General features: G+C 65.8%; 8 protein-coding genes. 4 read left to right on the forward strand and 4 right to left on the reverse strand.

Annotated features, from left to right (window positions below; all coding sequences use genetic code 11):
• Nucleotides 1–188: 188 nt before the first annotated feature.
• Complete coding sequence (locus DXK93_RS28905; RefSeq protein ID WP_175213221.1) at nt 189–941, forward strand: bifunctional 2-polyprenyl-6-hydroxyphenol methylase/3-demethylubiquinol 3-O-methyltransferase UbiG; 753 nt, start codon at nt 189–191, stop codon at nt 939–941.
• A 50-nt stretch (nt 942–991) separates the two neighbouring features.
• Here DXK93_RS28905 and DXK93_RS28910 read toward each other — a convergent pair whose 3' ends face one another.
• From DXK93_RS28910 to DXK93_RS28925, 4 genes are all read right to left on the reverse strand, one after another.
• Entirely contained in the window at nt 992–3058 is a 2067-nt protein-coding gene (locus DXK93_RS28910) for a M3 family metallopeptidase (RefSeq protein WP_119451920.1), read from the reverse strand.
• A 142-nt stretch (nt 3059–3200) separates the two neighbouring features.
• Entirely contained in the window at nt 3201–4052 is an 852-nt protein-coding gene (gene folD, locus DXK93_RS28915; RefSeq protein WP_119451921.1) for a bifunctional methylenetetrahydrofolate dehydrogenase/methenyltetrahydrofolate cyclohydrolase FolD, read from the reverse strand.
• Nucleotides 4049–4675, reverse strand: a complete 627-nt coding sequence (locus tag DXK93_RS28920; protein WP_054456641.1) for a response regulator transcription factor — start codon at nt 4673–4675, stop codon at nt 4049–4051. The genes folD and DXK93_RS28920 overlap by 4 nt, the downstream gene beginning before the upstream one ends.
• Nucleotides 4672–6426 carry a PAS domain S-box protein gene (locus DXK93_RS28925; protein WP_013393358.1) on the reverse strand — a complete coding sequence of 585 codons (1755 nt, stop codon included), beginning with the start codon at nt 6424–6426 and terminating at the stop codon, nt 4672–4674. The genes DXK93_RS28920 and DXK93_RS28925 overlap by 4 nt, the downstream gene beginning before the upstream one ends.
• A gap of 352 nt (nt 6427–6778) precedes the next feature.
• On the opposite strand from DXK93_RS28925, the gene aceE reads away from it, so the two are divergent.
• Genes aceE through lpdA form a run of 3 tightly spaced genes read left to right on the forward strand, consistent with a single transcriptional unit; the run spans nt 6779 to nt 12955 of the window.
• The gene (gene aceE, locus DXK93_RS28930) at nt 6779–9487 is read left to right on the forward strand and encodes a pyruvate dehydrogenase (acetyl-transferring), homodimeric type (RefSeq protein WP_059374398.1); all 2709 of its coding nucleotides are present in this window, start codon (nt 6779–6781) and stop codon (nt 9485–9487) included.
• A 12-nt stretch (nt 9488–9499) separates the two neighbouring features.
• Nucleotides 9500–11161 carry a dihydrolipoyllysine-residue acetyltransferase gene (gene aceF, locus DXK93_RS28935; protein WP_119451922.1) on the forward strand — a complete coding sequence of 554 codons (1662 nt, stop codon included), beginning with the start codon at nt 9500–9502 and terminating at the stop codon, nt 11159–11161.
• A gap of 12 nt (nt 11162–11173) precedes the next feature.
• Complete coding sequence (gene lpdA / locus DXK93_RS28940; protein WP_119451923.1) at nt 11174–12955, forward strand: dihydrolipoyl dehydrogenase; 1782 nt, start codon at nt 11174–11176, stop codon at nt 12953–12955.
• Nucleotides 12956–13036: the final 81 nt, after the last annotated feature.

A 13036-nucleotide genomic window follows, 5' to 3' on the forward strand; every position in this document is an offset into this window, starting at 1 on the left:
AGATGTGTATAAGAGACAGGACCTGGGGCCGGCTTGTCCTGGCGCAAGCCGCGGGGCCGGGACCGGCCGTCGGACTTGTAAAGCTTTGTCTGGTTATTGTTTGGAAGTGGCGAATTCGCCAGACCGGATGCCATGGCTGCCGCTACATTCAGGACCGTGTCAGATTTCAGAATCCAGAGGCGCCACATATGGACATGCCGGTCAGGAATTCCCTGGGCTACCCCTACTATCCCTACTATCCCGTCGTGCTCGACATCCTGCGCAGCCGCCTGGCGGATTCGGTGCTGGACGCGCCCTGCGGCACGGGCTGGCTGGGCGACATGCTGCCCGCCGCCAGCGGCCGGCAGGTCGATATCGACGGCGTGGGCCTGTGGGAGTTTCCGCAGGCCGGCGGCTACCGCCGCGTGACGGAGCACGACCTGGAAACGCCGTTGACGGTTGCCGAACCCTATGACGCCGTGGTCTGCTGCGAGGCGATCCATCTGCTGACCAACCCCGGCGTGCTGATGCAGAGCCTTTACCGCGCGCTGCGCCCGGGCGGCACCCTGATCGTCACCACGCCCAACACCTGGTATTTCCGTTCGCGCCTGCAGTTCCTGCTGCGCGGCTTCCATTCGGGGTTCCGGCCCATGGTGGGACGGCAGCGCGGCGAGGATTACGTCACGTACTTCCCCTGGAGCTTTCCGCAGCTGCACCTGCTGTTCCAGCACTACGGTTTCAGGGACATCAGCTTGCACGATGTGGACGAGATCAAGCCCAAGCGCATGGTGGAGCATGTACTGGCCGTGCCGTCGCGCCTGTATTACGGCCGCCGGCTCAAACAGGCGCAGGACGAGGAAAGCCGCCGCTATTGGAAGCAGGCCGGCTCCGACCAGTCCGTGCATGGACGCTGGCTGGTGATGTCGGCGCGCCGGCCAGTCGACGACGCCGCCGCAACATAGCAAACGGCCCGCCAGGGCGGGCCGTCGGGTAGCGACCGGGAAGCGGACGCTCAGGCAGGCGTCATGCCGCTATGGCGCAGCAGGGCGTCGATGCGAGGCGCACGTCCGCGGAAGGCGGCGAAGGACTCGGCCGCCGGGCGCGAACCGCCTACTGCCAGCACTTCGCGCCGGAAGCGTGCGCCCGTTTCGGGATCCAGCGTGCCCAGCGCGTTGCCGGCCTGGCGGGCCGCCGCCTCTTCGAAGGCCTCATAGGCGTCGGCCGACAGCACCTCTGCCCACTTGTAGCTGTAATAGCCCGCGCCGTAGCCGCCCGCGAACAGGTGCGAGAAGGCATGCGGCAGACGGTGCCAGGCGGGCGGGAACAGCACGGCCACTTCCTGGCGCACTTCCTGCAGCAGTGCCAGCACTTCGGCAATCGACGCGCCCTGGGCGCGGTCATGCATCAGCATGTCGAACAGCGCGAACTCGATCTGGCGCACGGTCTGCATGCCGCTCTGGTAGTTGCGGGCGGCGACCAGGCGGTCGTAGAGCGCGCGCGGCAGGGGCTCGCCCGTGTCCACATGGGCGGACAGCTTCTGCACCACCGCCCATTCCCAGCAGAAGTTCTCCATGAACTGCGAGGGCAGCTCGATGGCGTCCCATTCCACGCTGGCGAAGGCCGCCGCGCCGGGCTCGTCCACTTCGGACAGCAGGGCATGCAGCGCATGGCCGGTTTCATGGAACAGCGTGATGACGTCGTCGTGCGTCAGGACGGCGGGCTTGTCGCCGTTGGGGCGCGAGAAATTGCAGGTCAGGTAGGCGATGGGCGTCTGCACCTTGCCAGCCACGACGCGGCGCGTGCGTTCGCTGTCGACCCAGGCGCCGCTTTGCTTGCCGGCGCGGGCGTACAGGTCCAGATACAGATAACCGATGAGTTCGCCCTTGGGGCTTTCCACGCGCACGCCGCGCACGTCGCCATGCCAGGACGAGACGGGCGTTTCAGCCAGGCGCACATCGAACAGGGTCTCGATGACCTCGAACAGGCCCGACAGCACGCGCGGCTCGGTGAAATACTGCTTCACCTCGTCTTCGGAGTAGGCGTAGCGCGATTCGCGCAGGCGCTCGGAAGCGTAGGCCACGTCCCAGGGCTGCAGGTCGTCCAGGCCCAGTTCGCCGGTGGCGTAGGCTTTCAGTTCAGCCAGGTCGCGCTGGGCGTAGGGCTTGGCGCGCGCGGCCAGGTCGCGCAGGAACACGGTGACTTCCTGTGCGTCGCGGGCCATGCGGGTCTGCAGGCGCAGCGCGGCGAAGGTGCCCAGGCCGAGCAGGCCGGCTTCCTCGGCGCGCAGGGCCAGCAGCTCTTCGATGAGCGGGGAGTTGTCGAACTTGCCTTCGCCGTGTTCCGACGCCACGGTGCCGTAGCCGCGGTACAGCGCCTCGCGCAGCGTACGGTCCTGGGCGTACTGCATCACCGGCAGGTAGCACGGCATCTTCAGCGTGAGCTTCCAGCCCGGCTTGCCGTCTTCCTCGGCCGCGGCGCGGGCCGCGGCCTGTACGTCGGCCGGAATGCCGGCCAGGCGGGCTTCGTCCTCGACCAGCAGCGCCCAGGCGTCGATCGAGTCCAGCACGTTTTCAGAGAATTTCTGCGAGGCCTGGGCCTCGCGGTCGGAAATGGCGGCGTAGCGTTCGCGGTCTGCGCCTTGCAGCTCCACGCCGCTCAGGCGGAAGTCGCGCAGGGCCATTTCCACGATGCGGCGGCGCACTGGCGTCCAGGACGCGAAATCGGGGGCGGCGGCCAGGCGCTGGTACTGCTTGTACAGGCCTTCGTGCAGGCCGACCCAGGTGGAGAATTCGGTCACCAGGGGCAGGGCGGCGTTGTAGGCTTCGCGCAGTTCCGGGGTGTTGACCACGGCGTTCAGGTGGCCGGCGACCGACCAGGCGCGCCACAGGCGCTCCGAGGCCGTGTCCAGCGGTTCAACCACGGCTTCCCAGGTGGGCGCCAGCGCGGGATCGGCGGCGCGGTCCACGGCCTGGCGGGCGATGCCCAGCAGTTCCTCGACCGCCGGCATGATGTGTCCGGGCTTGACGGCCGCGTAGTCGACGAGGTCGGAGACAGGGGCGAGCAGGGGGTTCTGGGTCATGGTGTTACAGGCTGGGAAGAGGTGAGCAGCGCCACGAGGCGCCGGCAAGGGCATGAGAATCAGGTGAGGGCGATCTGCCCGAACGCAAGGGCAGATCGCAATCCCCGTCCCGCGGCCTGGCCGGCCGCGGGTACGCCGGCCGTCAGGCTGCGGCGCGTTCGGCCGCTTCGATGGTGTTGACCAGCAGCATGGCGATGGTCATGGGGCCCACGCCGCCCGGAACGGGCGTGATGGCGCCGGCCACTTCCTTGGCCGAGGCGAAGTCCACGTCGCCGCACAGCTTGCCGTCGGCGCCGCGGTTGATGCCCACGTCGATGACGACCGCGCCGGGCTTGATCATCGAACCGTCGATCATGCCGGGCTTGCCGGTGGCGACCACCAGCACGTCGGCGCGGCGGGTCTGGGCCGCCAGGGCGCGCGTCTTGGAATTGCAGATGGTGATGGTGGCGCCGGCCTGCAGCAGCAGCATCGCCATGGGCTTGCCGACGATGTTGCTGGCGCCCACGATCACGGCCTCGGCGCCGCGCAGCGTCACGCCTTCCGATTCCAGCATCTTCATCACGCCATAGGGCGTGCAGGGGCGGAACAGCGGCTGGCCGGTCATGAGCAGGCCGGCGTTGCTGATATGGAAGCCGTCCACGTCCTTCTCGGCCGCGATGGCCTCGATGACCTTGTGCGAGTCCATGTGCTTGGGCAGCGGCAACTGCACCAGGATGCCGTGGATGGTCGGGTCCTGGTTCAGGATGGCGATGCGGGCCAGCAATTCGGCCTCGGTCATGTCCGCGGGGTACTGCTCCTTGACGGAATGCAGGCCGGCCTTTTCGCAGGCGGCTACCTTGTTGCGGACGTACACCTGGGAAGCGGGGTCTTCACCCACCAGCACCACGGCCAGGCCGGGGCGCGTGCCCTTGGCGGCCAGGGCCGCAACGCGTTGGGCAGCTTCTTCGCGAATGCGCGCCGACAGGGCCGCGCCGTCGATAATCCTTGCCGTCATGCCGTCGCCTCGGGTTTGGCCAAGGCCACTTTCATCAAATCAGCTACGGTGGTCACTTCAAGTTTTTCCATGATGTTGGCGCGGTGCGCCTCTACGGTCTTGATGCTGATGCCCAGGTCGTCGGCGATCTGCTTGTTCAAGCGGCCGGCGACGATGCGCTCCAGCACCTGCTGCTCGCGCGCGGTCAGGCGCGCCAGCATGGCTTCGTGGTCTTTCTGGGCCTGGTGCTTGCTCACGCGCTGCGTGGCCTGCTCCAGCATGCGCGCCACGATCTCGCGCAAATCGGATTCATTGAACGGCTTTTCCAGGAAGTCGACCGCGCCTTTCTTCATGGTGGACACGGCCATCGGTACGTCGCCGTGGCCGGTGATGAACACGATGGGCAGCGGCGCATTGCGGGCGATCAGCTGCTCCTGCAGTTCCAGGCCGCTCATGCCGGGCATGCGCACGTCGGCGATCAGCACGCCGATCTGGCTGGCGTCGTAGTCTTCCAGGAAGGACTCGCCGCTGGCGTAGGCGCGAACGCGATAGCCATTGGCCTCCAATAGCCAGCGCAGCGAATCGCGGACCGCTTCGTCGTCGTCAACAATGAAAACCGTGCTCGACAGGTGGGGCGTGTTCATGCGTGCAACTCCTCGGACTGATCGTTCTGGGCCTGCGACTGGGGTGCAGCGCAGGGCAGGGTAAAGCGGAAAATGGTGCCACCGGCGGGATTGGGATCCGCCCACAAGCGGCCGTGGTGCGATTCAATAATGGTACGGCAGATGTTCAGCCCCATGCCCAGGCCCTGGGTCTTGGTGCTGAAGAAGGGTTCGAACAGGCGTTCGGGTTCGGCCAGGCCGTGGCCGCGATCGACCACCGCGACCTCGATGTGCTGTTCATGCAGGATCACGGCGACCTTGAGTTCGTCGGATTCGCTTTTTTCCATGGCCTCCAGCCCGTTCTTCAGCAGGTTCAACAGCACCTGCTCGATCAGGATGGGGTCGGCCAGCACGTCCGGCGCGTTGGACGGCACGAAGCGGTCGATGCGGATACGGCGCTTGCGGGCGTCGATCTCGGCGAAACCGATGGCATTGTCCACGATCCGGCTGATGGCCACGCGCTGGCGGCGGGGCTCGCTGCGCTTCACGAATTCGCGGATGCGGCTGATGATCTTGCCGGCGCGCTCGGCTTGCGAGGCGGCCTTTTCCAGGGCCGGCAGCAGCATGTTGGGGCTGGTGTGGCCGGCCTTGACCAGGGCGACGGCGCCCATGCTGTAGTTGGCGATGGCGGTCAGGGGCTGGTTCAGTTCATGCGCCAGCGAAGACGCCATTTCGCCCATGGTGGTCAGGCGGCTGGTGAGCTGGATCTTTTCCTGCTGCACACGCGAGGCTTCCTCGTGCACGCGGCGCTCGGTGATGTCGCGCGCCACCTGCATGCGCACGCGGCGGCCGTCGGTCCAGGCCAGCATGCGGTGGTGCACTTCGAACCAGCGCTGCACCGAGGGCGCGAAGACTTCCACGGATTCGTCGGTGAAGCGGCCGCGGCGGCCGGCCAGCAGCTCGTCGTGGCCGCCGGTCTGGGCGCCGAACACGCGGCGGTAGGTACGGTTGGCGAACAGCAGTTCCAGGCCGTCGTGGGTGTCGGCGGTGACCGAGATGGCGTCGTCCAGGCCTTCCAGCACCGTCATGAAGCGCTCGTGCGCCGCGGTCAGGGCCTCGCGGATGCGCTTGGGCTCGGTGATGTCGGTCATGGAGGTCATCCAGCCGATCTGGTTGCCGTTGGGGTCCAGTAGCGGGGACACATACATGCGCGCCGTGAATCGCGATCCGTCGCGGCGCTGCGCCTCGACCTCCAGCCCGCTGCTGGGCGTCTTGCCGGACATCAGCACGTCCAGGGTGTGCTGATGCTGTTCATGGCGGCCCGGCACCCAATAAGGGAAGGGCGGGCTGCGGCCGATCAGGTCAGCCTCGTTCCAGCCGATCATGCGGCAGAAGGCCGGGTTCACGTAGGCGATGCGGCCTTCCATGTCCAGCACGCGCATGCCGGTGGACATGGAGTTCTCCATGGCGCGGCGGAATCCGGTTTCGGCGATCAGGGCGGCTTCGGCCGCCGAACGGAAACGGGTATAGCGCCACAGCATCAGCAGGCTGATGACGATCACACAGGACAGGGCCAGCACTACCCAGATCAGGCGCTGCTGGCGCATTTCCTGGTCGATGGTGACAAACATGACACTGTCGTCATGGATGCGCTGCAGCCAGAAAAACACCGCCATCACACAGATATAGAGGATCAGCACCATTGCTGGCGTGACCCAGTACACCCCGCGTCGGCGAGTGCGGGCGTGATCGTGGAACGGCGTAGGAATATTGGACTTGGGCGCGCTGGACATGGAATTCGGGCCGGATAGACCGCGCATTTTAGTGCGTGTTGGCAGGGATTTGCCGGGAATCGACTCGTCCTTTTGGAGTACCTAAGTAAAAGTATGACGCCAAAGCGTTCAGCTGGCTTTAAATTTTCCGTATTATGAAATGCCGTACCGCAACATGAAATTTTTCTTGCGACCGGTTAATCTTCTTTCTTAGAATGCCGGCTGATAGGGAACCGACCCAGTAGCAGGTCTCTAGAACACCCCGACCCCATGCCTTGCATGGTAGCCCGGATGATCCCGGCTACCATGCAATGTCCGCGAGTAGATATAAGTAAGCGGGTGCGGTCACGAACAATCCAACAGGAGACACACGATGTCCTCTTACGCCCAGGCTGGCGCCGTACAGGCTGCCAACGACGAAGACACCCTTGAAACCCAGGAGTGGCTCGAAGCCCTGGCGGCTGTCCTTGATCGTGAAGGACCGCAGCGCGCCCACTATCTGCTCGAACGCCTGATCGACGAAGCCCGCCGTTCCGGCGCGCATATCCCGTTCTCGCCCAACACCGCCTACGTCAACACGATTCCCCCCGGCCTGGAGCCGGCGCACCCGGGCAACCTGGAGCTGGAATCGCGCATCCGTTCGTACGTGCGCTGGAACGCCATGGCCATGGTGGTCAAGGCCAACAAGCACAATCCGCCGGACGGCGGCGACCTGGGCGGCCACATCGCCTCCTTCGCCTCGCTGGCCACCATGATCGGCTGCGGCCAGAACCATTTCTGGCACGCCGAAGACGAAAACCACGGCGGCGACCTGGTCTACTTCCAGGGCCACACCTCCCCCGGCATGTACGGCCGCGCCTACCTCGAAGGCCGCCTGACCGAAGACCAGCTGAACCACTTCCGCCAGGAAGTGGACGGCAAGGGCCTGTCCTCGTACCCGCATCCCAAGCTGATGCCGGACTTCTGGCAGTTCCCGACGGTGTCGATGGGCCTGGGCCCGCTGATGGCCATCTACCAGGCCCGCTTCCTGAAGTACCTGCACGCCCGCGGCATCGCCGACACCAGCAAGCGCAAGGTCTGGGTGTTCTGCGGCGACGGCGAAATGGACGAACCCGAATCCCTGGGCGCCATCGCCTTGGCTGCCCGCGAAAAGCTGGACAACCTGATCTTCGTCATCAACTGCAACCTGCAGCGCCTGGACGGTCCGGTGCGCGGCAACGGCAAGATCATCCAGGAACTCGAAGGCGACTTCCGCGGTTCGGGCTGGAACGTGATCAAGCTGATCTGGGGTGGCTACTGGGATCCGCTGCTGGCGCACGACAAGGAAGGCATCCTGCGCAAGATCATGGAAGACACCGTCGACGGCGAGTACCAGGCGTACAAGGCCAACGACGGCAAGTTCGTGCGCGAACACTTCTTCGGAAAGCATCCGAAGCTGCTGGAAGCCGTGTCGCGCATGAGCGACGAAGACATCTGGCGCCTGAACCGCGGCGGCCATGACCCCCACAAGGTGTACGCCGCGTTCAACGCCGCCGCCACCCACGAGGGCCAGCCCACCGTCATCCTGGCCAAGACCATCAAGGGCTACGGCATGGGCCACGTCGGCCAGGCCAAGAACCCGACCCACCAGCAGAAGAAGCTGGAGCTGGACTCGATCCGCGAATTCCGCGACCGTTTCGGCATCCCGATTCCGGACGACCAACTGGCCGACCTGCCGTACTTCAAGCCGGCCGAAGACTCGCCCGAAATGAAGTACCTGCACGAGCGCCGTGCCGCGCTGGGCGGCTACCTGCCGCGCCGCCGCGCCAAGGCCGACGAACATCTCAAGGCCCCGGCGCTGGACGCCTTCAAGGCCGTGCTGGAGCCCACCGCCGAAGGCCGTGAAATCTCGACCACCCAAGCCTTCGTGCGCATCCTGAACCAGGTGCTGCGCGACAAGGAACTGGGTCCGCGCGTCGTGCCGATCCTGGCCGACGAATCGCGCACCTTTGGCATGGAAGGCCTGTTCCGCCAGATCGGCATCTACGCGCCGGAAGGCCAGAAGTACACCCCGGTCGACAAGGACCAGGTCATGTACTACAAGGAAGCGGCCGACGGCCAGCTCCTGCAGGAAGGCATCAACGAAGCGGGCGCGATGAGCTCCTGGATTGCGGCGGCCACGTCGTACTCCTCGAACAACCGCATCATGATCCCGTTCTTCATCTACTACTCGATGTTCGGGTTCCAGCGCATCGGCGACCTGGCCTGGGCGGCCGGCGACATGCAGGCGCGCGGCTTCCTCTTGGGCGGCACCGCTGGGCGCACCACGCTCAACGGCGAAGGCCTGCAGCACGAAGACGGCCACAGCCACATCCTGGCCTCCACCATCCCGAACTGCGTATCGTACGACCCGACCTTCGGCCACGAACTGGCCGTGATCATCCAGCATGGCCTGAAGCGCATGGTGGAAGACCAGGAAAACGTCTACTACTACCTGACGGTGATGAACGAAAACTACCCGCAGCCCGGTCTGACCCAGGGCGACGAGGAAGGCATCATCAAGGGCATGTACAAGCTCAAGTCGCACGGCAAGGGCAAGAACCGCGTGCAGCTGATGGGCTCGGGCACCATCCTGCGCGAAGTCATGGCCGCGCAAGAACTGCTGGAAGCCGACTGGGGCGTGGCTTCGGACCTCTGGAGCGTCACCAGCTTCACGGAACTGCGCCGCAACGGCCTGGACGCCGAGCGCCACAACATGCTGCACCCCGACGAGAAGAAGCCGCAGGTGGCTTACGTCACGGAACAGCTGGCCAAGACGGAAGGCCCGATCATCGCGTCGACCGACTACATGAAGCTCTTCGCCGACCAGATCCGTCCGTTCGTGCCCAAGGGCCGCGAGTACAAGGTGCTGGGCACCGACGGTTTCGGCCGCTCGGATTTCCGCTCGAAGCTGCGCGAGCACTTCGAAGTGGATCGCCACTTCGTCGTCGTCGCCGCGCTGCGCGCGCTGGCCGACGAAGGCAAGGTGCCGGTCGCCAAGGTGGCCGAAGCCATCAAGAAGTACGGCATCAATCCGAACAAAGCCAACCCGCAATACGCCTGAGGGTAAAGAGACATGAGCAACATCGTGCAAATCAAGGTTCCCGACATCGGCGACTTCAAGGAAGTGGAAGTCATCGAAGTGCTGGTGGCGGTGGGCGACACGATCAAGGCTGAACAAAGCCTGATCACCGTCGAGTCCGACAAGGCCTCGATGGAGATCCCCGCGTCGCAAGGCGGCGTGGTGAAGTCGATCAGCGTGAAGGTGGGCGACAAGGTTGCCGAAGGCACGGTCGTGCTGGAAGTGGAAGCGTCGGGCGCGGGCGAGGCTGCGGCCCCCGCGGCTGCGCCGGCCAAGGAAGAGGCTCCCAAGGCCGAAGCCCAGGCTGCCGCGCAGCCGGCCGCTGCTGCCGCTGCCGCCGCACCGGCCACCTCCAGCGGTCCGGTGAACATCGAAGTGCCCGACATCGGCGACTTCAAGGAAGTCGAAGTCATCGAAGTCATGGTCGCGGTGGGCGACACCATCAAGGCCGAGCAAAGCTTGATCACCGTCGAGTCCGACAAGGCCTCGATGGAAATCCCCGCCTCGCAAGGCGGCGTGGTCAAGGAAGTGAAGGTCAAGGTCGGCGACAAGGTTGCCAAGGGCTCGGTCGTGGTCGTGGTGGAGGGCGCCGCGCCCGCCGCCGCTGCCGCCGCAGCCCCGGCTCCGGCCGCCAAGGCAGAGGCCGCTGCCGCGCCCGCCGCCAAGGCCGAAGCGCCTGCGCCTGCCGCGCAGCGTCCGGCTCCGGCCGCCGCGCTCGAAGACGCCAACCTCAAGCCCGGCCAGCTGCCGCACGCGTCCCCCTCGGTGCGCAAGTTCGCGCGCGAACTGGGCGTCAACCTGAGCAAGGTCAAGGGCTCCGGTCCCAAGGACCGCATCACCGCCGACGACGTGCGCGGCTTCGTCAAGCAGGCGCTCGCCGCTGGTCCGGTGGCCGCTGCCGGCGGTTCGGCCGATGGCGCCGCGCTGGGCCTGTTGCCGTGGCCGAAGGTCGACTTCACCAAGTTCGGCCCGATCGAAGCCAAGCCGCTGTCGCGCATCAAGAAGATCTCCGGCGCGAACCTGCACCGCAATTGGGTCATGATCCCGCACGTCACCAACAACGACGAAGCGGACATCACCGACCTGGAAGCGCTGCGCGTCACGCTGAACAAGGAAAACGAGAAGTCGGGCATCAAGGTCACGATGCTGGCCTTCCTGATCAAGGCCGTGGTCGCGGCCCTGAAGAAGTTCCCCGAGTTCAACGCCTCGCTGGACGGCGACAACCTGGTGCTCAAGCAGTACTACCACATCGGCTTCGCCGCCGACACGCCCAACGGGCTGGTAGTGCCGGTGATCCGCGATGCCGACAAGAAGGGCATCCTGCAGATCGCCCAGGAAATGACCGACCTGTCCAAGAAGGCCCGCGACGGCAAGATCTCGCCCGCCGAAATGCAGGGCGGCTGCTTCTCGATCTCGTCCCTGGGCGGCATCGGCGGCACCTCGTTCACGCCCATCATCAACGCCCCTGAAGTGGCGATCCTGGGCGTGTCGCGCTCGGCGCACAAGCCCGTGTGGGACGGCAAGCAGTTCGTGCCGCGCCTGATCGTGCCGCTGTCGCTGTCGTACGACCACCGCGTCATCGACGGCGCCTCCGCCGCGCGCTTCAACGCCTATCTGGGCGCCTTGCTGGCCGACTTCCGCCGCATCGCGCTGTAAACGGGGAGCCCCATGAGCAATACCGTTCAAATCAAAGTGCCGGACATCGGCGACTTCAAGGAAGTGGAAGTCATCGAAGTGCTGGTGGCGGTGGGCGACACGATCAAGGCTGAACAAAGCCTGATCACCGTCGAGTCCGACAAGGCCTCGATGGAAATCCCCGCGTCGCAGGGCGGCGTGGTGAAGTCCATCAACGTCAAGGTCGGCGACAAGGTTGCCGAAGGCACGGTCGTGCTGGAAGTGGAAGCCGCCGCCTCGGGCGCTGCCGCCGCGCCGGCCGCCAAGGAAGCTCCCAAGGCTGCCGAGGCGCCCAAGCAGGCAGCCGCTCCCGCTGCGGCGCCTGCCGCCGCGCCCGCCGCGGCCAGCTTCAAGGGCGCGGCCGACGGCGAGTACGACATGCTGGTGCTGGGCGCCGGCCCCGGCGGCTACTCCGCCGCCTTCCGCGCCGCCGACCTGGGCCTGTCCGTGGTCCTGGTGGAGCGCTATGACACCCTGGGCGGCGTCTGCCTGAACGTGGGCTGCATTCCGTCCAAGGCGCTGCTGCACAACGCCGCCGTCATCGACGAAGCCCGCGAACTGGCCGCCCACGGCATCAGCTTCGGCGAGCCCAAGATCGACCTGGACAAGCTGCGCGGCTACAAGGACAGCGTGGTCGCCAAGCTGACCGGTGGCCTGGCCGGCATGGCCAAGGCTCGCAAGGTCACCGTGGTGCACGGCGTGGGCGAGTTCGCCGACCCCAACCACCTGACCGTCAAGGCCGCCGACGGCAAGACCCAGACCCTGCGCTTCAAGCAAGCCATCATCGCCGCCGGCAGCCAGTCGGTGAAGCTGCCGTTCCTGCCCCAGGACGACCGCATCGTCGACTCCACCGGCGCCTTGTTGCTGCGTGAAGTCCCCAAGAAGATGCTGATCATCGGCGGCGGCATCATCGGCCTGGAAATGGGCACGGTGTACTCCACGCTGGGCGCGCGCCTGGACGTGGTGGAAATGCTGGACGGCCTGATGCAGGGCGCCGACCGCGACCTGGTCAAGGTATGGCAGAAGAAGAACGCCTACCGCTTCGACAACATCATGTTGAAGACCAAGACCGTGGGCGCGGAAGCCAAGAAGGACGGCATCTACGTCAGCTTCGAAGGCGAGGGCGCGCCCAAGGAGCCGCAACGCTACGACCTGGTGCTGCAAGCCGTGGGCCGCAGCCCCAACGGCAAGAAGATCGGCGCTGACAAGGCTGGCATCGCCGTGACCGACCGCGGCTTCATCGAAGTCGATCGCCAGATGCGCACCAACGTGCCGCACATCTACGCTATCGGCGACATCGTCGGCCAGCCCATGCTGGCGCACAAGGCCGTGCATGAAGGCCACGTTGCCGCCGAAGCCGCCGCAGGCCAGAAGTCCTTCTTCGACGCCCGCGTCATTCCGTCGGTGGCCTACACCGATCCGGAAGTGGCCTGGGTCGGCCTGACGGAAGACGAAGCCAAGAAGCAGGGCATCAAGATCGAGAAGGGCGTGTTCCCCTGGGCCGCCTCCGGTCGTGCCATCGCCAATGGCCGCGACGAAGGCTTCACCAAGCTCATCTTCGACGCTGAAACGCATCGCATCCTGGGCGGCAGCATCGTCGGCACCCATGCCGGTGACCTGATCAGCGAACTGGCCCTGGCCGTGGAAATGGGCGCCGACGTCGTCGATATCGCCAAGACCATCCACCCGCACCCGACCCTGGGTGAGTCGGTGGGCATGGCTGCCGAAGTTGCAGAAGGTGTTTGCACCGACTTGCCGCCGATGAAGAAGAAGTAATGCGCAGGAGGGCGGTCATGCCGCCCGCGCAATGCAAAAGCGCCGGCCCTGGACAGGGACCGGCGCTTTTTTTGTGCGCCT

Source organism: Achromobacter sp. K91 (assembly GCF_003576205.1).
GTDB classification, from domain to species: Bacteria; Pseudomonadota; Gammaproteobacteria; order Burkholderiales; family Burkholderiaceae_B; genus Achromobacter; species Achromobacter aegrifaciens.

Coding starts and splice junctions, on each gene's coding strand:
- DXK93_RS28905 (WP_175213221.1), top strand. CDS start 189: ATGGACATGCCGGTCAGGAATTCCCTGGGCTACCCCTACTATCCCTAC.
- DXK93_RS28910 (WP_119451920.1), bottom strand. CDS start 3,058: ATGACCCAGAACCCCCTGCTCGCCCCTGTCTCCGACCTCGTCGACTAC.
- folD (WP_119451921.1), bottom strand. CDS start 4,052: ATGACGGCAAGGATTATCGACGGCGCGGCCCTGTCGGCGCGCATTCGC.
- DXK93_RS28920 (WP_054456641.1), bottom strand. CDS start 4,675: ATGAACACGCCCCACCTGTCGAGCACGGTTTTCATTGTTGACGACGAC.
- DXK93_RS28925 (WP_013393358.1), bottom strand. CDS start 6,426: ATGTCCAGCGCGCCCAAGTCCAATATTCCTACGCCGTTCCACGATCAC.
- aceE (WP_059374398.1), top strand. CDS start 6,779: ATGTCCTCTTACGCCCAGGCTGGCGCCGTACAGGCTGCCAACGACGAA.
- aceF (WP_119451922.1), top strand. CDS start 9,500: ATGAGCAACATCGTGCAAATCAAGGTTCCCGACATCGGCGACTTCAAG.
- lpdA (WP_119451923.1), top strand. CDS start 11,174: ATGAGCAATACCGTTCAAATCAAAGTGCCGGACATCGGCGACTTCAAG.